This is a genomic window from Cupriavidus sp. D384 (genome assembly GCF_001652915.1).
Classification (GTDB): Bacteria; Pseudomonadota; Gammaproteobacteria; order Burkholderiales; family Burkholderiaceae; genus Cupriavidus.
Genome location: NZ_BBQI01000128.1, coordinates 73,613 through 94,972, shown reverse-complemented (window position 1 = coordinate 94,972; position 21,360 = coordinate 73,613). Strand labels below are relative to the sequence as shown.

Here is a 21,360-nt window from a genome sequence, read left to right as displayed (position 1 = left end):
GCGCCTACGCCTGCTCCTGAACCTCGCGCAACAGCCGGTGCAAATGGCCGCTGGAAGCAAAGCCAAGCTGCACGCTGACGCTGGCTGGCGAATGGCCGGCTGCGATCAGCGCCTTGGCGTGGCCCGCCAGCACGCGCCGCCGGATCGCCACGGGCGTGGTGCCGTACTCGATCTGGCATGCGCGCTGCAACTGACGTATCGCGACACCAAGTTCGCTGGCAACGGCATCGATCGATGGCAGCGGCTGGTCGCATTCCAGCGCCTGCGTGAAACGCCGCACCATGCGGTGGGCCATCGACGCGGGCTCGTCCGGCAGCGCCATTGGCCGGCTCGTGACGATCTGCTCGACGATGGCGCGCACCAGCCACGACGCGCTCGCGGTGGACAGGTTGGGCGCCAGCAACGCTTCAAGCATGGCAACCGTGGGCCCGTCGAGGTGGATCGCGCCATAGCGCAGGGCGGGCATGCGGTCAGGCGGCAGATAGAGTTCGCCGTGCTGCTGCTGTCGATGCTCGGACGCCGTCAGGTGCGAGGTTGACGCCGGCAGCAGCACTGCGGCCCCGCGCACCAGCGTGGCGGCCTGGCGTGAACCCGCCACCGCCGCCGCTGGCTCCGAAGCCTTCCCAGGGGCATCCCATACCGTCTTGAGCCGGCCCTGGCGTGGCCACAGCAGCATGCCGCAGTCATGCTCGTGCCACTCGCGCCGGAACGCGGGCTGCCGGCTGTTATGCAGCGCAAAGCCATGCGTGGCGGTCAGATGCAGTTTGGGGGACAGGTGAGGGCGGTCGGTCATTGGGGGCATTCCGCCAGTCAGGGCGATGTCCTCGATCATACGCCGGTCCGATCCGGGCCGATGTCCTGTTTGAGCTTGCGGACTTCGGTATCGGCAGGCCGGATGGCGGTGCCGTCCTTCGCCAGCGGCTGCATGGGCGGCACGGGCTTGCCGGTGCGCCTGTCGACCAGCGTGGAGTGGCGCTCGCCGGCCCCGAACCGGTGCCGCTCGCCCCACTGGCGCAGGGCCACCACCACCGGAAACAGCCTTTCTCCCGCTGCGGTCAGCACGTACTCCTGGTAGGCCGAACCGTCAGACGCGGCCTGCAATTCCAGCACGCCGGCTTCCACCAGCTTGTGCAGGCGGTCGGCCAGGATGTTCCGCGCCATGCCCAGGCCGCGCTGGAAATCGCTGAAGCGACGCACGCCGTCGAAGGCGTCGCGCACGATCAGCAGCGACCAGCGGTCGCCCACCACATCGAGAGACCTGGCAACCGGGCAGGTTTCGGACTGCTGCGGGGTGGTGCGTGTCGAGGGTGTCGCGGACGTTGGCATGAGGCAGGGGTACGGGAGGGTCCGGTTGCATTTTAAAACTGGTTGCCCTAGCATTCAACTGGTTTTATTTTGAAACTAGATGAGGACGCCATGACATCGGATGGACAGCCGGAAGGATCACGCATCGAGAAGGGGGCGCTGCCGCGCGGGCCGGGCATGGCCAGGGGCCTGGTCACCCTGTTTGCGGCATCGGCCGGGTTCAGCGTGGCGAATGTCTACTACGGCCAGCCGTTGCTCGACGCATTGGCGGCCGATTTCCGGATTGACCAGGCAGTGGTGGGCAGCGTGGTGGCGATGACCCAGGTGGGCAGTGCGCTGGCGCTGCTGTTTGTCGTGCCATTGGGCGATCTCGTCGACAGGCGCCGGCTGATGCGCGCCCAGCTGGTGGCTTTGCTGGTTGCACTGGTGGCGGTTGCCACGGCGCGGACGCTGCCGGCGCTGTTCGGGGGCATGCTGGCGGTGGGCCTGCTGGGTACGGCGATGACGCAGGGCCTGTTGGCCTATGCCGCCAGCGCGGCGTCGGCGCACGAGCAGGGGCGGGTGGTCGGGGCGGCCCAGAGCGGCGTGTTCGTGGGGCTGCTGACAGCGCGGGTGTTTGCCGGTGCGGTCAGCGACGTTGCGGGGTGGCGCTGGGTCTACCTTTTGGCGGCGCTGCTGATGCTTGTCATGGGCGTGCTGCTGTGGACGCGCCTGCCACGGCTTGCGCCGCCGCACGCGCGCGTGGGCTACCCGCAACTGATCCTGTCGATGTTCGCGCTGCTGCGCCACGAGCGCACGCTGCGGGTCAGGGGCATGCTGGCGCTGCTGATGTTCGCCGCGCTGAATATTTTCTGGAGCGCGCTGGTGCTGCCGCTGAGCGCGCCGCCCTACTCGCTGCCGCATACGGCCATCGGCGCGTTCGGGCTGGTGGGCGTGGTGGGTGCGCTGGCTGCTGCGCGGGCCGGCAAGTGGGTGGATGGCGGACATGGACAGCGCACGACCGTGGTGGCGCTGGCACTGCTGATCCTTTCATGGTGGCCGCTCGCGCAACTGCACACGTCGCTGTGGATACTGGCCGTGGGAATCGTGCTGCTGGATGCCGCCGGGCAGGCGCTGCACGTTACCAGCCAGAGCATGATCGTGCGGACACGCCCCGATGCGCCGGGCCGGCTTATCGGCATGTATATGCTGTTCTATGCCGTGGGCAGCGGGCTGGGCGCCATCGGCACTACTGCCGCATATGCGGCGGGCGGATGGCGTGCCGTATGCGCGCTGGGCGCGGCGGTGAGCGTCGCGGCACTGGTGTTCTGGGCTGCAACGCGCAAGGCCCCGGCAGGCGCCAGGCCCGACCACTCCTGCGCGATGACCAGCAAAAAGCCCGCCTGAGGCGGGCTTTCCGGTCTTGCGGCGAAGCGCTTGATATCGCTTATACGGCCTGGCTGATGGTTTCGCCGCTGGTCAGGGCGTTGGCAAAGCCGTGGTTCACGTCGCGGTGGCCCACTTCATCGGCGCGTACGGCCAGGACGACGTCACGCAGCCGGGCGTCGGCAGGCAGGTTCCAGTATTCGATGGCCAGGGCCGGGGCGGGAACGTTTTCCACGCGGCCCGCATCGATTTCAGCCAGGTAGAGGGTGTAGCTGATGACCGCCTGTTCCTCGAAGTACCCCACCAGACGGTGCGCCGTGCGAGCCGACACCAGGTACAGGACAAAGTAGGCCACGAAGAAGACCGCCTGCACCAGCAGGATCACCACGCGCTCGAACCAGTTGGGCCTGGCGATCTGGATGAACGTCATCAGATGCATGCGCTCGTTCTCGGCTTCGTCCAGCAGCGTCCGGATCCAGCCTTCGTCGGCCACCATCCAGCGCAGGCAGCGCAGGTGCACCAGCATGCCGCCGACCATGCCCGGCACGGCGGCCACGGTTTCCAGCACGATGGCACGGTTGCCATAGCGCTTGGCAAAGAAGGTGTCGGCAAAGAAGCGCAGCGTCATGGTGATGGCCAGGGCGACGCGGTCCGAGAAGCCCGAGACATTGTGATGAACGTCCAGGTCTGCCGGCGTGTGGGTGGGGGCTTGCATGATGGCTCCGATGTGATGAGCGTTGCGATTGCTGGGATCCAGGAGAGCCGGGTGGCCGAGCCGTCTCTCTTAAACATGCATTCAAGATACAACTTTAAAGAAACGTCTACAAGACGATTTGCTGCCTCGCAACCGCGGCTTGTGCGATTACCGGTTGGTCGGGAAATCAGCCGGATGGGGCGGATGGGCCGGCCTGCGGCGCGGTGGCAGTGCCACGCAAGCCGTGCTAGCATTCGCTCCGTCTTAGGGGAGTAGCCTGCCTCCAACCACGGGGGCGCCGTCGTCAACATACTTGGCCAGACAAGCCATGGCGCCGGCAACCGGTTTCGGCGATCGAAGCCCGTTTCGCGAGACCTTTGACTTTACGTCCACCAGCCGGGGCTGGCACTGGACGATAGAGTCATTGGTCGCGAACTCCGCCAGCCCCAACCTTGTCATTCGAACCGCCATGGGGCGCCTTTTACCTTTCGCCAGATTTGGCTTCCTGACAATCCTGATCGTGATCCAGTGCCTGGGTCCGCTGCTGCATGCCCACATGGGCACGCCGCACCAGACCGGTTTCCATCTGGATATCCCGATGCCGGGTCTGTTCCGGATCGTGCTCGACGAGCGCAAGGCCCAGGCTGGTGCCGACGCAGCTGCACCGGCCGCTTCCGCCGCCCAGGCCGTGCCCCACGCCGATGACGAGCCGTTCTCGATCGATGTCGAAAAAGGCCTGAGCCACGCCGGGCCGGGGCTCGATGTCGATCCGTCGATGATCGAGGCCCTGCTGGCCCTGTGCGCCGTGCTGCTGGTGCTGGCCGCATGGGTGGCCTGGCCACTGGTACGCGCCGCCATCCCACACCGGCTGCGCTGGCGTGGCGGCAGCAGCCACCCGCCGCCCGCACACGCCCCCCCTCTGTATTCCTGACCGCGCCCCCACCGGGCTGACCGGTGTCCCTGCACGCCTGCAAACTTGAAGGCGGCGTGCGGCTTTCACTCGCATTGTTTCGGAGTCAGGAATGTCTTTCCGTCGTCGTCTGGCGCTGACCGCGTTTGCGGTTTCGGCGCTGACCTGTATCGCCCCCGTCCAGGCACGTACGCTGCCGCTCAGCGCCGCCCAGGCCCAGGCACTGGGTATCCGCTTCGCGGCCGCCGAGAACGCCGCGCATATCGAGATCGGCACCACAGCGCGTGTGGTGCTGCGTCCGGACGCGCAGTTCGTGGTGGCCGCGCCGTATCCGGGCATGGTGTCGCAGGTGCTGGTCGCCATCGGCCAGTCCGTGAAGAAGGGCCAGCCGCTGGCGTTGTTTGCCAGCCCGCAGATGTTCGAAGCCAGCCGTGCGCTGGCCGAGGCCCGCTCGCAGGCCGAACTGGCCCAGCTGGCGCTCAAGCGCGACCGCCAGCTGCATGACGACGGCATCATCGCCGGCAGCCGCTGGGAGACCACCCAGGCGCGTGCGCGCGAAGCCGCCGCGGCGGTGCGGGCACGCGAGGCCGAAATGGCGGCGGCCGGCATCGGCGTGGGCCCGCGTGGCGAAGCGCGCATGGTGGCGGGCCGCGACGGGCTGATTGCCGAGATCCACGCGGTGCCGGGTACACGCGTCGATGCGTCAGCGCCGCTGTTCCGCATCGTCGATCCCGATGCCCTGGAACTCGACCTGCTGGTGGGCCGTGACGTGCCAACGATCCGTGGCGGCGAGCGCGTGGAAGTGCGCCAGCGTGGCGCGGCCGGCAAGGTGGCCGGCGTGGTGCCGTCCAGCGACGGCACTGGCGCGGTGCGCATCCGCGCCACGCTGGATACGCGCGGCAGCCTGCAGGCGGGCGAGAGCGTTGGCGTGGTCGTCCATCTGGGATCGGGCGCGGCAAGCCAGTCCGGCGTGCGCCTGCGCGTGCCGGTGGCTGCGCTGACCTACACGCAGGGCAAGGCCGGGGTATTCGTGGCGGTCAAGGACGGTGTGGTCTACCACCCAGTGACGGTCGATGCCACCGACGATGCCTTTGCCACGGTGCGTGGCGCGTTGCCGGCCAACGCCCGGGTGGCCGTGACGGGCATCGGCGCGCTCAAGGGCATGCTGGTCGGAGGCCAATGATGCTGGCCAGGATCGTTGATATTGCCTTGCGACAGCGCGTGCTGGTGCTGATCGCGGCCGCCGTGCTGGCGTTCGCGGGCGCGTGGGCCTATGCCAACCTGCCCATCGATGCCTTCCCCGATATCGCCCCGACGCAGGTCAAGGTCATCCTCAAGATCCCCGGCATGACGCCCGAGGAGGTGGAACAGCGCGTATCCACGCCAATCGAGCAGGAACTGCTGGGCATTCCGCAGAAGACCATCGTGCGATCGGTGTCGAAGTACGGGCTTAGCGACGTGACGGTCGACTTCGAGGAGGGCGTGGACCCATATTGGGCCCGGCAGCAGGTCACCGAGCGGCTGTCCGGCCTGATGCGTGACCTGCCCGACAACGCGGTGGGCGGCCTGGCGCCGATCACCACGCCGCTGGGCGAGATGTTCATGTTCACGCTCGAAAGCGACACCCATACGCTGGCCGAGCGCCGCCAGGTGCTGGACTGGGTGATTCGCCCGGCGCTGCGCACGGTCAGCGGCGTGGCCGATGTCAACGCGCTGGGCGGCGAAGTCCGCAGCTACGAGGTGATCCCCGATCCGGCCCGGCTGCGCGCGCGCGGCGTGACGCTGGAGCAGTTGCGGCACGCGCTGGAGAGTAACAACCGCAACGACGGCGCGGGCCGCGTGGAGCAGGGCGACGAAACCTGGGTGGTGCGCGTGGAAGGCGGCGTGCGGGGCCTGGAAGACCTGCGGCGCATCGTCGTGCCGGCTGGCGACGACAGGACGCAGCTGGCCCAGGTGACCGTGGCCGACGTGGCGACCGTGCGCCTGGGCGCCACCACGCGCAACGGTGCGGTGTCGATGGACGGCAAGGGCGAGGCGGTGCAGGGCCTGGTGCTGGCCTTGCGCGGCGCCGATGCGTCCAAGGTGGTCAAGGCCGTGCAGGACAAGCTCGACGAACTGGCGCCGAGCCTGCCCAAGGGCATGACCACGAAGGTGTTCTACGACCGGGGCGAACTGGTGTCCCGGGCGGCGAATACGGTGGTGCGCGCGCTGGTGGAGGCCAGCCTGCTGGTGATCGTCACGCTGTACCTGTTCCTGGGCGGCCTGCGGGCGGCACTGGTGGTGGCGGCCACGCTGCCGCTGTCGCTGCTCGCCACGTTCCTGATGATGCGCTACGTGGGCCTGACGGCCAACCTCATGAGCCTGGGCGGCCTTGCCATTGCGCTGGGCATGCTGGTCGATGCAGCCGTGGTGGTGGTCGAGAACATCGAATCGGGGCTGGCACGGGCCAGCGCGCGGCACACCGATGCGGCGCTGCGTCCGGCCATCATCCGGCACGCCGTGTCCAGCGTGGCCGTGCCGATGCTGGCGGGCGTGTCGATCATCGCCATCGTGTTCCTGCCGCTGCTGTCGCTCGAAGGGCTGGAGGGCAAGCTGTTCGGACCCGTGGCGCTGACCATCGTGCTGGCACTGGGCGCTTCCGTGGTGATTGCGCTGACCGTGGTGCCGGCGCTGGCGTCGCTGCTGCTGCGCGCGCATGACGAGCATGCACCGTTGCTGATGCGCTGGGTGTCGGCGCGCTTCGACCGGCTGCAGGCCTGGAGCCAGCGGCGCGCCCGCGTGGTGTTCGGCCTGGCCGGGGCGGCACTGCTGCTGGCGGTGGCGCTCTATGCGTCGGTGGGCAAGACGTTCATGCCGTCGATGGACGAGGGCGACCTGATCGTGCAGATGCAGCGTGCGCCGTCGGTGTCGCTGGAGACATCGCTCGACATCGACCGCCGCGTGCAGGCGGCACTGCTCAAGGAAGTGCCCGAGATCCGCTCGATCGTCGCACGCATGGGGTCTGACGACCTGGGTCTCGATCCGATGGGCCTGAACGAGACCGACGCGTTCCTGGTGCTGAAGCCGAAGTCCCAATGGCGGGGCACGAAAGAAGATATCGCCGCCGATATCCGCAAGGTCATGGAGCGGTTTCCCGGCGTGATGTACAGCTTTACCCAGCCGATCGAGATGCGGATCTCGGAGATGATGACCGGCACGCGCGGCGACGTGGCGATCAAGGTGTTCGGCAACGACCTGGCGGCCATCAACCATGCGTCTGCCGCGATTGCCGAGCGGATGCGCAAGGTGCCCGGCGCCGCCGAAGTCATTGCCGCCAGCAATGACGGCGTGCAGTACCTGACGCTGGCCGTGGACCGGGCCGCGCTGGGCCGGGCCGGCCTGACCAGCGACGCGCTGCAGGCGCTGCTGCGTGCGCAGGTGGAAGGCGAGCGCATCGGCATCGTGCCCGAAGGGGTGGTGCGCACTCCGCTGCTGCTGCGCGGCAGCGATGCGCTGCGGCAGACGCCGGAGAGCTTCACCAGCCTGATGGTAACGGCGCCCGACGGCAAGACCTGGCCGCTGACGTCGCTGGCCGAGGTACGCCGCGTGGACGGGCCGGTACGTATCAACCACGAGAACGGCGCGCGCTTCGGCATCGTGCAGGTGAACGTCGACGGGCGTGACCTGACCGGGTTTGTCGAGGACGCGCGTGCGGCCGTGGGCGCGTTGCCCGGCATGCCCAGGGACCTGCGCATCGTCTGGGGCGGTCAGTTCGAGAACCAGCAGCGCGCCGCCGCACGGCTGGGGTTGGTGGTGCCGCTGGCGCTGGGCGCCATCTTCCTGCTGCTGATGCTGACGTTCCGCTCGGTGCGGCAGGCACTGCTGGTGATCGGCAATATCCCGTTCGCGCTGGTGGGCGGCATTGCCGCGCTGCGGATTTCGGGCGAGTACCTGTCGGTGCCGGCGTCGGTCGGCTTTATCGCGCTGCTGGGCATTGCGGTGCTCAACGGCGTGGTGCTGGTGTCGCACTTCAATGCGCTGCTGGAGGAGGGGCTCGATATCGCGGCGGCGGTGCAGCGTGGTGTCAGGGACCGCCTGCGCCCCGTGCTGATGACGGCCTGCATCACCGCGCTGGGCATGATTCCGCTGCTGCTTGCCAGTGGGCCGGGTTCGGAGATCCAGCGTCCGCTGGCGATCGTGGTGTCGGGCGGACTGGTCACTTCCACCGCGCTGACGCTGCTGCTGTTGCCACTGCTGTTCGAGCGCTTCGGCATGCCGAAGCGCGCCAGCAATATTCAAGCGCAGGTGGTGGCAGCGGGAGGGCAGGAACAATGAACACAACAGACCTGAAATTGACACTGTGCGCCGGACTGGCCGCCAGCCTGTGGACGTCCGGCCTCTGCGCGGCGGAAGCCCGGACATCGAACATCCCTGCCATGACGGAAGACAGCTACCTGCCGACGGTGGCGTCCGTTCGTGCCGCACTGGACACCGCGCCGGACGTGGCCGCAGCCCGGGCGCGCCGCGACAGCGCCAGTGCGCGTGCCGGCGGCATTCGCGCTGGCACGGCCGAGTTCGTGGTGCGCGCCACGGGGCAGCGCCGCCATGTGCGCGACCCGTCCGACAACTTCGCCGAGGGCCAGGTCGCCATCGAACGGCCGCTGCGCCTGTGGGGCAAATCCGACGCGGATGCGGCGCTGGCCGATGCCACCATCGACCAGGGTGATATCGCGCTGGACGATGCACAGCACGAGACATCGAAGCAGATGCTTGTGCTGTGGTTCAACGTGCTGCGCGCGCGGCAGTCATCTGCTGCCATGGCGCGCAGCGCGGCGCTTGCCGGCGACCTGGTGGCGTCCACCGGCAAGCGTGTGCGTGCCAGCGATGCCGCGCCGATGGACCTGGAAATCGTCCAGGCCGAACAGGCGCGCGCCGAAGCGGCATTGGCCGCTGCCCGGGCCACCCAGGGCGCAGCGGAGGCGGAACTGCGCGCGCGCTTTCCGGCGCTGGGCCTGCCAGCTGTGATGCCCTCGGACGCGCCGGTTGCCACGCTGCTGCCAGCCGCTGCAGGCGACTTGCTGGGAGAGGGCGCCCGGGTCCGTTATCTCGATGTCAGCCATGCCGTGCGGCTGGCAATTGCGGATGAAGCGGTAGCCAGCCGTGCCGCACGGCGTTCAGATCTGGAGCGCAAGCCCGATCCGACCGTCGGCGCGTTCGTGACGGTGGAGCGGGGTGGGGCGGAGCGCATTGCGGGCTTGTCGATCTCGATGCCGCTGGGGTCCGCGCATCGGCGATCCGTCGCGCTGGCAACGGCGGCTGACGCCGAAGCCGCCGCGCGACGCCGTGCCGCCGTGGAACAGGCCGCAGGAGCCGAGTTCGATGTGCTCGCCAGGACGGTGACCGGGCTGGAACAGGCTGCGCGCGCCCAGCAGACGGCGTTGACGCTGGACCAGAGCGCCGCGGATCGCGCGGCGCGCGCCTATTCGGCGGGCGAGATCGGCATCGGTCAGTTGCTGGTGGTGCGCCGCGGCCTGGCCGAAACCACGCTGGCGGCGCGCGCCGCGCTGGTCAATGCGCTGGAGGCGCAGCAGAAGCTGCGGCTGGAACTGCACGAGCAGTCGCGCTTCGAGGCGCCTTGAGTGCGGGGCAGCCCGGCGTCAGGCCGGGCTCCTCGTCATCAGTCGACGATAAACAGCCTGGCGCCGATCCGCGTATAGGACTGGTGGGGCTCGGCATTGTCCCCGACCTGATAGCTCGTGCCGGGCGTCAGCACAAACTTGCGCCCATCTTCCAGCGTTGTTTCCAGCTCGCCGTCCAGGCAGAAGAGGATGTGTCCCTTCTGGCACCAGTGGTCCGCCAGATAGCCGGGCGAGTATTCCACCATCCGCACGCGGATCTGATCGGGCTTTTCACCGAAATACCGCGTGCGCCACCAGGCCGTGCCGGTTTCCCCGGGATGCTCGGTCCGCTCGACCTCTGCCCAGTTGGTGGTGCCGAATGCAAAGGCTTCCATCTTCATGCTGCTGTCTCCTGTAGCGCCCCGTTCCGGCCATGACGTGCCGGCTCCCGGAGGCAATCCGGTGACTATACTGGAATGCACCTGCAGTGCCATAACAAGGAGACAAGGATGAAGGATGCTGCGTCAGGAGCCGGAGCGTTTATCGCAGCAAGGGATTTTCTGTTGCAGCACCGCACGGACTACGACCGTGCGTACCGGGACTTTGCCTGGCCGGCGCTCGGTCATCCGGCGGGTGGAACTTCGCCGCCGCGAGATGGAGCGCGAGGATCAGTCATCGCGCATGCCGGGCGAATACTGGGAGGAAGACTTTCCCGACCTGCGTTGACGAATGGCGTGTAGCCCGCCCGAAAAAAGACAAACGCCTGACTGGCACGGCGCGGTCAGGCGTTGAATCGTCAGGCAGGCTGGCGACGGGTTCAGGCCAGCAGGCGCGCCACGGCAGGCGGCAGGCCTGCATGGGTCTTCTGTGGCGGCCGCGCAAAGCTGCCTTCGCGTGCGCCGCCGGGGCGCAGCGCCACCAGCGATTCGCAATGCCGCACGGCGCTGCTGACGCCGTCGACCACCGGCACCGGAATGCGGCCCTGCAACGAGCGCGCCAGGCCGGCCAGCGGGGCGCCAGCGACGATGATCACGTCGGCCCCGTCTTCGCGCACGGCCTGCAGGCTCAGCTCTTCAAGCCGGGCTGCGTGGTCCTCTTGCACGCTGCCGATATCGCGCAGCGGCGATTGCAGCGAGCGGACGCTGGCGAGCCGCGACGTCAGGCCGTTCGCGGCCACGCATTCGCGATACCACGCCTCGATGCGGTGCGAGATCGCGATGATCGAGAAGCGCTGCCCCAGCAGGCAGGCGCTGGCCAGCGCGGCCTCGGTCATGCCAACCACCGGCACGTCGAACAGTTCCTTGAGTCCCGCCAGGCCGGGGTCGCCAAACGCGGCGACGATCAGGCCGTCGAACGTGCCGGCATGCTCGGCGGCCGCGCACGCGGTGGCGTAGCCACCCACCAGCGCCTCGAAGCGGGTTTCGATATAGGCCACGCCGAAGCTGGCCGTTGCCATGGCGATGCGCGTGTCCGGCGATGCGGTGCGCCGGGCCTCTGCATGGATCAGGTCGGTGACCGACGCGCTGATGTTGGGATTGACGATCAGGAGGTTCATGGGAATCACAGTTCGGGTTGTCCCGCTTCCAGGAACCTGCCGCGGCCGGCGGCCGGCTCCAGGTACTCGCCGTTGCGCACGATCATCTCGCCGCGCGAGAACGTGGTCATCGGCCAGCCGGTGACTTCGATGCCCTCGTACGGCGTGTAGTCGACCGCATGGTGCAGGTTGCTGTTGGCGATGCGCACACGGCGCGATGGGTCCCAGAGCACGATGTCGGCATCGGCGCCCACGGCAATGGTGCCCTTGCGCGGGTAGAGGCCGTAGATCCTGGCGGGGCGGTAGGAGGTCAACTCGACGAACTGGTGCAGCGACAGCTTGCCGCGCATTACCCCGTCGAACAGCAGCGGCAGGCGCGTCTCGATGCCCGGCACCCCGTTGGGGACATGGTCGAACGGCTGGGCCACGCCGCCGAGCTTCTTGCCTTCCGGGTCGTCGTAGTTGAACGGCGCATGGTCCGACGAGAACACGCTGAACACGCCGTTTTCCAGCGCGCGCCAGACGGCGGCCTGGTTTTCCGGGTCACGCGGCGGCGGGCTGCAGATGCACTTGGCGCCTTCGTAGCCGTCATCGCCGGGCAGGCCCATGTCTTCGGCGGTCAGGTACAGGTACTGCGGGCAGGTCTCGGCCAGGATCTTCAGGCCGCGGCCCTGGGCCCAGCGGATCTGCTCGATGGCTTCCTTGCCGGAGACATGCACGATCAGGATCGGCACGTCGACCAGCTCGGCGAACGAGATGGCGCGGTGCGTGGCCTCGCGCTCGACCACGGCCGGGCGGGCCAGTCCGTGGAAGCGCGGCGCGATGCGGCCCTCGCCGGTCAGCTTGTCGGTCAGCCACGAGATGCAGTCGGCATTCTCGGCATGCACCATCACCAGGGCCTGGTTCTGGCGCGCGACATCCAGCACTTCGAGCATCTCGCGGTCGGACAGCTTCAGGTCGTCATAGGTCATGTAAACCTTGAACGAGCTGTAGCCCTGGCGGATCAGCGACGGCAGTTCGTCCTGCAATACGGCAGGGGTGGGGTCGGCCACGATCAGATGAAACGCGTAGTCGATCACGGCGCGGCCGTCGGCGCGGCGGTGATAGTCGGCCACGGCGGCCTTGAGCGAGGCGCCTTTTTCCTGCGCGGCGAACGGGATCACCGTGGTGGTGCCGCCGCATACCGCTGCGCGGGTACCGGTGAAAAAGTCGTCGGCCATGCGCATGCCGTCTGGCATGGGCTGGTCCAGATGGCAGTGGCCGTCGACGCCGCCGGGCAGGGCCAGCAGGCCCGTGGCGTCGACTTCCTGCTGCGCGGCGGGCAGGCCGTGGCCCAGTGCCACGATCTTGCCGCCGCGTACGCCGATGTCGCAGCGAAAGCGATCGGAAGCGGTGACCACGTCGGCATTGCGAATCACCAGGTCAAGATTGTTGTCTGCAGGCATGGTCATCCCTCTCCGATGCTTTCCGTTACTCGACTTCGCGGAACAGGCGGCCCCAGCCCTTCAGGGCGCTGGTGTCCACGCCCGCCAGGCGCAGCGACTTCCACACCACGGTGGAGATCGTGTCGTACAGCGGGATGCCGGTCTCGGCCTCCAGTTCCTCGGCCAGGTGCGCCGCGCGCAGGTTGGTGCAGAACGTGGTGATGGCCTGCACGTTTTCGCCGGCCAGATCGCGCACCATCTTGCGGATGGTGTCTTCCTCGACTTCCGCAAAGCTGTAGTTCACATGCAGTTCCAGATGGCGTTCGGCGGAGCAGTCGAAGCCGCTGCGCTGGTAGTTGGCGATGATGCGCTGCTGCACATCGTGCAGGTAGGGCGTGGCCAGGCCGACGCGGCGGGCGCCGGTCTTTTCCAGGATTTCGTTCAGCGCCAGCACCGAGGTGGTGGCCGGGATACCGGTGGCCTCGGTGATCTGCTTGCACAGCGCCTGGTCGCGATCGAAGCCAAGCCAGCCCGACGACGTGCCGTTCCACGCGATGACGTCCACGCGGGCATCGGCCAGCAGCCGGGCCGCGCCCAGGATCTTCTCCAGGTCGAACTGGCCCAGCGCCTGGTCACGCAGCGAAATCTCCGTCACGGTAAAGCGCGAAAAGTGCGCGCTGACGTTGGGCAGGCCGCTGACCATGGCGCTGGTAATGGGTTCCAGTGCGGTGTTGGAGGAAGGCGTCAGCATGCCAAGGCGAATCTGCTTGCTCATGGTTGGTTCTCAAGAGTTGTCGGGCACCGTCTGGGCGCGATGCCTCGGGTTTGATATTGGTTTTATTGTTCTGGTTTGCCGCTGGAGGCGGGATATCTCCAGCGGTCATTGTCAGACCGGGATCTTCGTTTCGTAGTCGATGGCCGTGGACGCCAGCAGCAGGCCCACGCCGGCAGCCGCGAAGAACATCAGCGCCAGGAAGTACGAGCCGGTGTACTGCACGATCATGCCGACGATGATCGGCACGCTGATGCCGCCGACATTGCCGCCCAGGTTCATCACGCCGCCCAGGAAACCAATCTTGTTGCGGGTGCCCAGGATCGACGGGATGCACCAGAACAGGCCGCACCAGCGCAGGAAGAACAGTGTGGACGACAGCAGGGCCACCACCACCACCGGGTTGCTCACGTAGGCCACCGAGAAGATCGAGACCGTTGCCACCACGGCGGCAATGCCGAACAGCGTGCGCATCACCACGTTGGGCCGGCCCCCGGCTTCCTTCCACTTGTCGGCAATCCAGCCGCCGATCAGTTCGCCGATAAAGCCGCAGAAGAAGATGATGAAGCTGGCGCCGCCCATGGCCTTGATGTCGAAGCCGTGCACCTTGTTCAGGTAGTTAGGCATCCAGGTCAGCAGGCCGTAGAAGACGGTGTTGAAGCACATCCAGCCAATCGCCATGCACCAGACCGAGCGGTACTTGAAGAAGTCGAGCGAGCGGCCCGACAGGTTGGCCGGCTCGGCACGGTGCTCGCTGGCGTGGGCTTCCTCGAGATAGCGCGCCTCCAGTTCATTGACGCCGGCGTGTTCGCGCGGCGAATTGCGGATGTACCACCAGGCCACGACACCGGCGATGACGGTGCCGACGCCGGCCACCACGAAGGCCAGGCGCCACGAACCGAGCGACGAGATGAGCCACGTGATGATGATGGCGCCGAGCGCCGCGCCCAGCGGAGCACCGCCGTCGAGCAGCGTGGCGCCGCGGCCGCGTTCGTTCTGGGTCATCCAGATCGCGTTGAGCTTGCCGCCGGCCGGGTAGATCGGGGCTTCTGCGGCGCCCAGGCCCAGGCGGGTCAGCAGCAGGGCCGTGGTGCTGGTGCAGACGGCGGCCAGGGCCTGGAACGCGCCCCAGAACACGGTGGCGCAGGCAATCACGATGCGCGGCTTGTACTTGTCGGCCAGCATGCCACCCGGCACCTGCATCAGCGCGTAGGTCCAGAAGAACGCGCTCAGGATCATGCCTTGCATGGTGGGACTGAGGTCGAATTCCTTGGCAATCAGCGGCATCGCCACCGACAGCGATGCGCGGTCGATGTAGTTGATGGCGATGAGGAACAGCATCATCAGGAAGATCTTCCAGCGGACGCTGCTGCGCGTGGCCGTCATCGTGGCGGCCTGGCTAGTGGTTGACATGACGGGGGTCTCCTTGCTCCTTGGGTGCTGCGTTTTCGAGGCGTTTGTGTTTGGGTGTCGCGCAACTGTGACGGAGTATAGGATACGTAATCTGTAATTACAACGCGTGTAAGTCGTTGATTTATATAGATGTAGGGTAAGTACCAATCTGGGTGTGATAATCTTCGGACTGGTGCAGATTCCCTATCCTGGTGACGTTCGTGACACAAGTTCTCCCCAAAACAGCCCGCCTGCGCACACTGGGCATGTCCGCCGAAATCGCGGCCCGGCTGCGCACGATGATTCAGGAGGGCGAGCTTCCGCCGGGCGTGCGTATCGACGAGAAGGCGTTTTGCGACGCTTTCGACGTATCGAAGACGCCGTTGCGCGAGGCGCTCAAGGTGCTGGTGGCAGAAGGGCTGGTGCTGCATCGCCAGTACATCGGCTATCGCGTGGCGCCGCTCGACCTCGACGAACTGCGCGCCACGTTCGAAACGCTGCACGGGCTGGAAGCCCACGCGGGCGATCTGGCCGCGCAACGGATCAACGACGCGGCGCTGGCAAAGATCGAACGCAAGCACCAGGCCATGATTGCCGCGCACGATTCGGGCCGTCGCACCGATTACTTCCGCATCAACCAGGAAATCCACCAGCTCATTGTCGACAGCGCCGACAACGCCGTGCTGTCGGGCATCTATGCCACGCTGATGAGCAAGGTGCATCGCGCGCGGGGCGCGGCCAACGCCGACCTGATGCGCTGGCAGGAATCGCACGAAGAGCACGAGGCCATCATGGCTGCGCTGCACGAACCGGGGCGTCCGCGCCTGGCAGGCATCCTGCGCGAGCATTCCGAGAATACGGCCCGGGAAGTGCTGCGCGTGGTGGAACTCACGCTGGCGGAGTCGGCCGAGCCGGCGGCCCGCGTGGCCAACGCGCGGCGCGGCCGCTGAGGCTTCGACCGCGCCAGCCGTCTCAGCCGCGCCGGCACACGGCCGCGGCGGCCTTGTGGATGGCCTTGCGGATACGCGGGAAGGTGCCACAACGGCAGGCGATGTCGCGCATCGCCATATCGATCTGCAAGTCTGTCGGCACCGGGCAGCGGGCCAGCAGCGCCGCGGCGGCAATCAGCTGCGCACTCTGGCAGTAGCCGCACTGCACCACATCGAATTCGATCCACGCCGCGCGCAGCGCCTGCGCCACCGGTCCCTGCAGGCCTTCGATCGTGGTGATGCGCACGCCGCGCAGGTCTTTCAGCAGTAGCTGGCAGGACGGGGTGGCACGGTTGTCAAGCAAGACCGTGCAGGCGCCGCACACGCCGATGCCGCAACCGAACTTGGTGCCGGTCAGGCGCTGCTCGCAGCGCAGGGCCCAGAGCAGCGGCGTGTCGGTTGCGGACTTCAGGTCTACGGTCTTGCCGTTGAGACGGACTGACACCATGGATCATTGCCCTCCGGTACGGCAGGTGCGGCCTGCAGCGGCAGCCTGCGATGGCGCTTGCCGGTCAGCGCGAACAAGGCGTTTGCCACGGCTGGCGCGACGGGCGGGGTGGCGGTTTCGCCCACGCCTTCCGGCGGTGCGTCGCTGTCCAGCACATACGTCTCGATGGTCGGGCAGGTCTGCATGTCCACCAGCGGATAGTCGCTGAAGTAGTGCTGCTGCACCTGCCCGTTGCGCAACGTGATGGCCTGCTGCAACGCGGCGGACAACCCGAACACGATGCCGCTTTCCATCTGCTGTTCCACCAGGTTCGGGTTGATGGCGCGGCCGCAATCCACCACGCAGACCACCCGCGTCACGCGAAAGCCATCGCCGCCGGGGGCGCCATCCCTGGTCACCTCGGCCACCTGCGCCACCACGCTGCCGAACGATTCGTGCATCGCCATGCCGCGCGCGAACACCACGTCGTCGCGGTCCTTCCATTGCGCAGGCCCGCGCCACGCCGCGCGTTCGCGCAGGGTTTCCAGCACGCGCACGTGGCGCTGGTGGGCAGGCTGCCTGAGCAGTTCGAGCCGGAACGCGAGCGGGTCCTTGCCCGCCGCCGCCGCCATTTCGTCGAGAAAGCACTCGACAAAGAACGCCTGGTGCGAATGGCCCACCGACCGCCAGTAGCCAACGGGCACGGGCAGCTCCACCCGATGGTGGCGCACCAGCAGGTTGGGGCACTCGTAGGGCTGGTCGAACGCTCCCTCGGCCATGGTGGCGTCGGGCAGCAGCCGCGTCAGGAAGCGCGGCTTGCCGAACGCGCGCGGCAGCGCCTGTTCGGCAATCGACTGGCTGGCCGAGGTGCTTTCCCATGCGATCAGCTTGCCGTCCGGGTCCAGCGCGCCACGGCAGTCGGCCATGCAGGCCGGCCGGTAGAAGTCGTGCGTCATGTCCTGCGGGCGCGACCAGATGGTCTGCACCGGGTTGGGCGATGCGTGCCGCGCGATGTCGGCCGCCTGCACGATGAAGTCGATCTCCAGCCGCCTCCCGAACGCGCCGCCCAGCAGCAACTGGTGGATCTCGACATCGTCGGCGCCCAGGCCCAGCACATTGGCGACCGCCTTGCGCGCGGCCATCGGCACCTGCGTGGACACCCATACCTGGGCCTTGCGGCCCTCCACCTGCACCGTGCAGTTGACCGGTTCCAGCGCGCCGTGGGCCAGGTACGGCACCTCGTAGCGCATCTCCAGCATCTTGCCGCGCTTCAGCGCTGCCGGGGCATCGCCGACGTGGTAGAACGCATGGCCGCCATCGCTGCCTTCCAGCGCGCGGGTCAGTGCGGCACGCACGTCGTCGGTGTTCAGGCCGGCGGCGGGTCCGTGATCCCATTCGACCGGCAGCTCGCACAGCGCCCGCATGGCGATGAACGGATTCTCGGCGATGACCGCCACGCCGCCCGTGCCGCCGTGGTACGCATCGACCGGATAGAACCCCTTTACGCCGATCTTGTGCATCACCTTGTTTGCATCGAACTTGCGCGCGGTACCGCCCAGGGTCGGGCACATCAGCACGCTCGCATAGAGCAGGCGATCGGGCAGCGCGTCGATGCCGAAGCGTGCGGTGCCATCCAGCTTGGACTTCGCTTCGATACGGCCCAGACGCTTGCCGATCAGCGTGAACGTCTTTGGGTCCTTGAGCGCGGGATGCGCGGGGTGTGGCAACTCGCGGGCATCGGCCGCCAGTTCGCCGAAACTGGCCGAACGCCCCGATGCCGCGTGGAACACGCGTCCGGATCGGGCCTGGCACTGTTCCGCGGATACATCCCAGCGGCGTGCGGCGGCGCCGCACAGCATGGCCCGCGCGGACGCGCCCGCCTCGCGCATCGGCTGCCACAGGTCGGCGATGCTGGTCGACCCGCCGGTCACCATCGACCCAAGCAGACGTGCGCTGCGCCGGGCCAGGTATTCGCTGATATGGGCCAGGGCGCCATCGTCGTCGGGCCGGAACGGCAGGCTGCGCGGCAGGTTCTCGTGGTTGATGTAGAGCGGATCGACGGCGGACTGCGCCACGCGCACCTGCGACCAGTCGGCGTCGAGTTCCTCGGCCAGCAGCATCGCGGCACCGGTATGCACGCCCTGGCCCATCTCGGCCTTGCTCATGACGATGGTCACGCGGTTGTCGGCATCGATCACGACCCAGCCGTTCAGCCGCGCATCGCCAGTGTTGGCGGGGGGCGGCAGCGCGGTGTCGAGACGGTCCTCGGGCCGCAGCAATGTCCATCCCACCACCAGCGCGCCCGCCGCCGCACCGCCGAGTAGAAAGGTTCTGCGAGTCAGCATGACATGGCCCCCGGTCGCCCCTGGTCGCAATGGCAATGGCAATCGCAAGCGCGCGAGCCCCGATTCGATTGCTGCCGCGATCACCTATATTAGTCAATGTCGCCCGCCATCGCGAGGCGGCGCTGGCATGTCTAGGCCTAAAGGCCAAGACATGCCCGGCAGAAATAAAAGCGATGGAATTCGGATTGAAATCCGATGGAAGCGCGTGCCCTGGCGGATGCGGGCGCGCGCCGCCGGTTGTCCGGGGGAGGTGCGCGATGCCTGTCGAAGCCATGCATGCCTGGGTGCTGCGATTGTCGACCCCATGGAAACAGGCGCTGCTGCGGCACGGCCTGGACCTTGCCACGGTGCAGTCGGCGGACGAGACCGCCGCCATCCTCGAACGTCCCTTGCCGATCGACTGGTCGGACCCGCGCGTGGCCGGACTGAGCCGTGCCACGCAGCGCGCCGTGGAACCTGGCGACCCGGCGCGCAGCCTGCTCTATCACATGCTGGCGCTGGCCGAGTGTCCGGCGCTGGATACGGGGATGGAGCTGGCCGATCTGGACCTGCTTGAGAACTACATCTATTCCCGCGCCCCACTGCCCGACGACTGGGCATCGCTCGATATCGCGGTGCTGGCCTGCCAGTACCGGCCGGCGCGTCGCACCGGACACCAGCAGCATGCCGACCTGGTGTTCTCGCGGCTCGGCATTGCGCGCAATGGCGACACCGAGCCGAGCTACGACGCGCGCACGCGCAGCCATGTGCCGACGGTGACAGGGCATCCCGAGCATGTACGCGTACAGCCTGCGCATTACGCGGCGTTCCTGGTGCGCAGGACGCGCGGCGCCGGTGCGCTGAGCCTGATCGAAGGCGAGCGCGAGGGCGACGCGGAGCGCGAATTCCTGGTGCCCGTACGCAAGCTGTTCGGCAGCGGCTGCGTGCCCGGGGCGGACCTGACGCTGGAATTTGGTCACCATCATGTGGGTGACAAGCTGCGGCGCGCCGTGCAGGCGCGCTGGGGCGTGAAGCCCGAACCCAGGGCCGTGCTGGCCGATCCGCCGTATTCGCAATCGTGGCGCTTTCCGGACGCCGCCCCGGGCCCTTCGCAGTTGCCCGGGTCCACGGCACCGCCAATCGCGCTGGTGCGCAAGGGCGATTCCGTGTGGCTGATGCCGGGCGCGCTGCCGCTGATCGAGCCGCTGACGCCCGAGCATTTCAAGGTGCGGGGGTTCCGGGTGCCGGCGCAATGGCGCGTGGTGCCGGTGGTCAACCGGCGCTTCACGACCCAGCGCATCTTCTCTGACCTGTTCAAGCTGTTCCTGGAAGGCATCAACGCGTTGCGCGAGCGCTATATCCCGCATTTCGCGCCGGCCTTCCTGCGCTATCCGGAGCCGCGCAACGCGCCCGAGTACATCAATATCCGTCATCGCTGGCACGATGCCGACGCTGCCTATCGCGACATGTGCGCGGAGCCGGCGGATCGCGACCGGTTCCTGGCCGACGTGAAGCACGGCGGCTATCACGCGCAGCTGTTCCTGGATCACTGCGCGGAAGGGGTGGTCAGCGCGCGCGTGGCGCAATGGCCCGGCAGGCACGTGTTTCCGGCCTATTCCGTGGTGGCCGCGCCGGACTTCTATCCCTATGCCGACCAGGCGGAGTTGCAGCGCTGGTTCAGCGAGCAGAAGATCGATCCGAAGTCGCAGTTTCGCAGCGGGTCGCCGCTGTCGCTCAGCGCCGAGCGGCTGGCGGCCAATCCGATGCACATGGACCCGTTCAGCGCGGCACGCGCGTTTCCGTCCGGCGAGACCACCATGCCGGTGTCGTTCAGCCTGGCGCCACGCGGCCAGGCGCCCGAGGCCGACGGCGTGCACGTGCCGCGCATGGTGTCGTTCCTGTCCGACGCGTCGTCGAGCGTGTTCGCGCCGGGCTGGGACGTGACCTATGCCGGCGGATGGGGCGGCATCTACCTTGCCACATTCGGCCTGGGCAGCCCGTTTGTGGAGGACATCAAGCTGTGCGCGGCATCGAACAGCTTCTGGCCGGCGTTGAGCCCGGACGCGTCGCGCACCTTCAATCGCGCCGACGCGCCCACCGCGCTGCCGATGCTCGACGATGAACTGGGCTACCACCCGTCACACCCGCTGGCAGCTGGCGCGGCGGCCCGGCCCGGCTGGGACGGCGAGTACGGCCCTTACCTGACGCCCGCGGGCGAGGTCGACTATGCCGACATCCAGCGTTCGGACTACGTTGCCAACGCATTGCGCGGGCAGATGCTGTTTGGCGCGTTCGAGCATGTCGATTCCGCCGAGCTGATCCGGCGGATTGGCGCACTGCGTCACGCGGTGGCCGCGTGCGACAACGGCGAGGTGCCGTCGCACACGCGCTTGTGGCTGGTGTCGGCGCGCCGGCTCGATGCGGCCCCGGGGAGTGTCCACGACACCGTCTATCGTTTCCTGTTCGTGCTGCCCGCCGATGCCAGCGCCGTGCCGCGCCAGCATGCGCCGGGCCGGTTGCGGGTGCCTTATGCCGAGGCGCTGCAGTGCGATGCCACCCCGGCAGGGCTGATTGGCGCGGTGCGGCGCCGCGCGCCCGGGCCGGAAGCGCTGGCCTTGTACTGACCG

The 21,360-nt window shown here is 67.8% G+C and carries 18 protein-coding genes and 1 riboswitch; of the genes, 8 read left to right on the top strand and 10 right to left on the bottom strand.

The genetic code is table 11. The annotated features are described in order from the left end of the window. Positions 1–4: 4 nt before the first annotated feature. Both A9J21_RS28295 and A9J21_RS28290 read right to left on the bottom strand, forming a co-directional pair. Positions 5–793, bottom strand: a complete 789-nt coding sequence (locus A9J21_RS28295; RefSeq protein WP_066741705.1) for a helix-turn-helix domain-containing protein — start codon at positions 791–793, stop codon at positions 5–7. A gap of 35 nt (positions 794–828) precedes the next feature. After that, a complete protein-coding gene (locus A9J21_RS28290) occupies positions 829–1,326 on the bottom strand; it encodes a helix-turn-helix domain-containing protein (RefSeq protein ID WP_066741701.1) in 498 nt (165 codons plus the stop codon). Between the two features lie 156 nt (positions 1,327–1,482). On the opposite strand from A9J21_RS28290, the gene A9J21_RS28285 reads away from it, so the two are divergent. Next, positions 1,483–2,691: an MFS transporter gene (locus A9J21_RS28285; protein ID WP_066741952.1), complete on the top strand. Its 1,209-nt coding sequence runs from the start codon at positions 1,483–1,485 to the stop codon at positions 2,689–2,691. Positions 2,692–2,731: 40 nt separating this feature from the next. Here the strand turns inward: A9J21_RS28285 and A9J21_RS28280 are convergent, their stop codons facing one another. Beyond that, the gene (locus tag A9J21_RS28280) at positions 2,732–3,385 is read right to left on the bottom strand and encodes an alternative oxidase (protein ID WP_066741699.1); all 654 of its coding nucleotides are present in this window, start codon (positions 3,383–3,385) and stop codon (positions 2,732–2,734) included. Positions 3,386–3,619: 234 nt separating this feature from the next. Further along, a riboswitch (yybP-ykoY riboswitch) is annotated at positions 3,620–3,764 on the top strand. Between the two features lie 69 nt (positions 3,765–3,833). Here A9J21_RS28280 and A9J21_RS28270 point away from each other — a divergent pair. The 4 genes from A9J21_RS28270 to A9J21_RS28255 all read left to right on the top strand — a co-directional run bounded on the left by A9J21_RS28270 (position 3,834) and on the right by A9J21_RS28255 (position 9,892). Next, a complete protein-coding gene (locus A9J21_RS28270) occupies positions 3,834–4,295 on the top strand; it encodes a hypothetical protein (RefSeq protein ID WP_066741689.1) in 462 nt (153 codons plus the stop codon). Positions 4,296–4,386: 91 nt separating this feature from the next. Continuing rightward, positions 4,387–5,457, top strand: coding sequence for an efflux RND transporter periplasmic adaptor subunit (locus A9J21_RS28265; protein ID WP_082926663.1), 1,071 nt, complete (start codon positions 4,387–4,389; stop codon positions 5,455–5,457). Beyond that, positions 5,457–8,588, top strand: coding sequence for an efflux RND transporter permease subunit (locus A9J21_RS28260; RefSeq protein WP_066741946.1), 3,132 nt, complete (start codon positions 5,457–5,459; stop codon positions 8,586–8,588). The genes A9J21_RS28265 and A9J21_RS28260 overlap by 1 nt, the downstream gene beginning before the upstream one ends. Continuing rightward, positions 8,585–9,892, top strand: a complete 1,308-nt coding sequence (locus tag A9J21_RS28255; protein ID WP_066741686.1) for a TolC family protein — start codon at positions 8,585–8,587, stop codon at positions 9,890–9,892. Before A9J21_RS28260 ends, A9J21_RS28255 begins: the two co-directional genes overlap by 4 nt. A gap of 38 nt (positions 9,893–9,930) precedes the next feature. Here the strand turns inward: A9J21_RS28255 and A9J21_RS28250 are convergent, their stop codons facing one another. Continuing rightward, the gene (locus tag A9J21_RS28250) at positions 9,931–10,272 is read right to left on the bottom strand and encodes a DHCW motif cupin fold protein (protein WP_066741683.1); all 342 of its coding nucleotides are present in this window, start codon (positions 10,270–10,272) and stop codon (positions 9,931–9,933) included. Between the two features lie 187 nt (positions 10,273–10,459). Here A9J21_RS28250 and A9J21_RS31235 point away from each other — a divergent pair, with 187 nt between their 5' ends. Beyond that, positions 10,460–10,597, top strand: a complete 138-nt coding sequence (locus tag A9J21_RS31235; RefSeq protein ID WP_156546276.1) for a hypothetical protein — start codon at positions 10,460–10,462, stop codon at positions 10,595–10,597. A gap of 91 nt (positions 10,598–10,688) precedes the next feature. Here the strand turns inward: A9J21_RS31235 and A9J21_RS28245 are convergent, their stop codons facing one another. The 4 genes from A9J21_RS28245 to A9J21_RS28230 form a co-directional block, all read right to left on the bottom strand. Then, positions 10,689–11,426, bottom strand: a complete 738-nt coding sequence (locus A9J21_RS28245) for an aspartate/glutamate racemase family protein (protein ID WP_066741680.1) — start codon at positions 11,424–11,426, stop codon at positions 10,689–10,691. Between the two features lie 5 nt (positions 11,427–11,431). Continuing rightward, positions 11,432–12,850 carry a dihydropyrimidinase gene (gene hydA, locus A9J21_RS28240; protein ID WP_066741943.1) on the bottom strand — a complete coding sequence of 473 codons (1,419 nt, stop codon included), beginning with the start codon at positions 12,848–12,850 and terminating at the stop codon, positions 11,432–11,434. Between the two features lie 25 nt (positions 12,851–12,875). Next, entirely contained in the window at positions 12,876–13,604 is a 729-nt protein-coding gene (locus A9J21_RS28235) for an aspartate/glutamate racemase family protein (protein WP_066741677.1), read from the bottom strand. Between the two features lie 111 nt (positions 13,605–13,715). After that, positions 13,716–15,014, bottom strand: a complete 1,299-nt coding sequence (locus A9J21_RS28230; RefSeq protein WP_066741674.1) for an MFS transporter — start codon at positions 15,012–15,014, stop codon at positions 13,716–13,718. Positions 15,015–15,259: 245 nt separating this feature from the next. Between A9J21_RS28230 and A9J21_RS28225 the strand changes: the two genes are divergently transcribed. Next, positions 15,260–15,943, top strand: a complete 684-nt coding sequence (locus A9J21_RS28225) for a GntR family transcriptional regulator (RefSeq protein ID WP_231907069.1) — start codon at positions 15,260–15,262, stop codon at positions 15,941–15,943. Positions 15,944–15,965: 22 nt separating this feature from the next. Here A9J21_RS28225 and A9J21_RS28220 read toward each other — a convergent pair whose 3' ends face one another. Together A9J21_RS28220 and A9J21_RS28215 are read right to left on the bottom strand one after the other, a co-directional pair. Then, positions 15,966–16,430, bottom strand: coding sequence for a (2Fe-2S)-binding protein (locus tag A9J21_RS28220; RefSeq protein ID WP_066741669.1), 465 nt, complete (start codon positions 16,428–16,430; stop codon positions 15,966–15,968). Beyond that, positions 16,397–18,754, bottom strand: coding sequence for a molybdopterin cofactor-binding domain-containing protein (locus A9J21_RS28215; protein WP_066741667.1), 2,358 nt, complete (start codon positions 18,752–18,754; stop codon positions 16,397–16,399). The genes A9J21_RS28220 and A9J21_RS28215 overlap by 34 nt, the downstream gene beginning before the upstream one ends. A 257-nt stretch (positions 18,755–19,011) precedes the next feature. Between A9J21_RS28215 and A9J21_RS28210 the strand changes: the two genes are divergently transcribed. Beyond that, entirely contained in the window at positions 19,012–21,357 is a 2,346-nt protein-coding gene (locus A9J21_RS28210; protein ID WP_066741665.1) for a hypothetical protein, read from the top strand. Positions 21,358–21,360 lie beyond the last annotated feature (3 nt).

What these genes read in the sequence shown, in the direction of transcription:
- A9J21_RS28230 (WP_066741674.1), bottom strand. Translation starts at nt 15,014, where the DNA reads ATGTCAACCACTAGCCAGGCCGCCACGATGACGGCCACGCGCAGCAGC.
- A9J21_RS28255 (WP_066741686.1), top strand. Translation starts at nt 8,585, where the DNA reads ATGAACACAACAGACCTGAAATTGACACTGTGCGCCGGACTGGCCGCC.
- A9J21_RS28245 (WP_066741680.1), bottom strand. Translation starts at nt 11,426, where the DNA reads ATGAACCTCCTGATCGTCAATCCCAACATCAGCGCGTCGGTCACCGAC.
- A9J21_RS28220 (WP_066741669.1), bottom strand. Translation starts at nt 16,430, where the DNA reads ATGGTGTCAGTCCGTCTCAACGGCAAGACCGTAGACCTGAAGTCCGCA.
- hydA (WP_066741943.1), bottom strand. Translation starts at nt 12,850, where the DNA reads ATGCCTGCAGACAACAATCTTGACCTGGTGATTCGCAATGCCGACGTG.
- A9J21_RS28210 (WP_066741665.1), top strand. Translation starts at nt 19,012, where the DNA reads ATGCCTGTCGAAGCCATGCATGCCTGGGTGCTGCGATTGTCGACCCCA.
- A9J21_RS28215 (WP_066741667.1), bottom strand. Translation starts at nt 18,754, where the DNA reads ATGCTGACTCGCAGAACCTTTCTACTCGGCGGTGCGGCGGCGGGCGCG.
- A9J21_RS28270 (WP_066741689.1), top strand. Translation starts at nt 3,834, where the DNA reads ATGGGGCGCCTTTTACCTTTCGCCAGATTTGGCTTCCTGACAATCCTG.
- A9J21_RS28265 (WP_082926663.1), top strand. Translation starts at nt 4,387, where the DNA reads ATGTCTTTCCGTCGTCGTCTGGCGCTGACCGCGTTTGCGGTTTCGGCG.
- A9J21_RS28285 (WP_066741952.1), top strand. Translation starts at nt 1,483, where the DNA reads ATGGCCAGGGGCCTGGTCACCCTGTTTGCGGCATCGGCCGGGTTCAGC.
- A9J21_RS28235 (WP_066741677.1), bottom strand. Translation starts at nt 13,604, where the DNA reads ATGAGCAAGCAGATTCGCCTTGGCATGCTGACGCCTTCCTCCAACACC.
- A9J21_RS28225 (WP_231907069.1), top strand. Translation starts at nt 15,260, where the DNA reads ATGTCCGCCGAAATCGCGGCCCGGCTGCGCACGATGATTCAGGAGGGC.
- A9J21_RS28290 (WP_066741701.1), bottom strand. Translation starts at nt 1,326, where the DNA reads ATGCCAACGTCCGCGACACCCTCGACACGCACCACCCCGCAGCAGTCC.
- A9J21_RS28250 (WP_066741683.1), bottom strand. Translation starts at nt 10,272, where the DNA reads ATGAAGATGGAAGCCTTTGCATTCGGCACCACCAACTGGGCAGAGGTC.
- A9J21_RS28280 (WP_066741699.1), bottom strand. Translation starts at nt 3,385, where the DNA reads ATGCAAGCCCCCACCCACACGCCGGCAGACCTGGACGTTCATCACAAT.
- A9J21_RS28295 (WP_066741705.1), bottom strand. Translation starts at nt 793, where the DNA reads ATGACCGACCGCCCTCACCTGTCCCCCAAACTGCATCTGACCGCCACG.
- A9J21_RS28260 (WP_066741946.1), top strand. Translation starts at nt 5,457, where the DNA reads ATGCTGGCCAGGATCGTTGATATTGCCTTGCGACAGCGCGTGCTGGTG.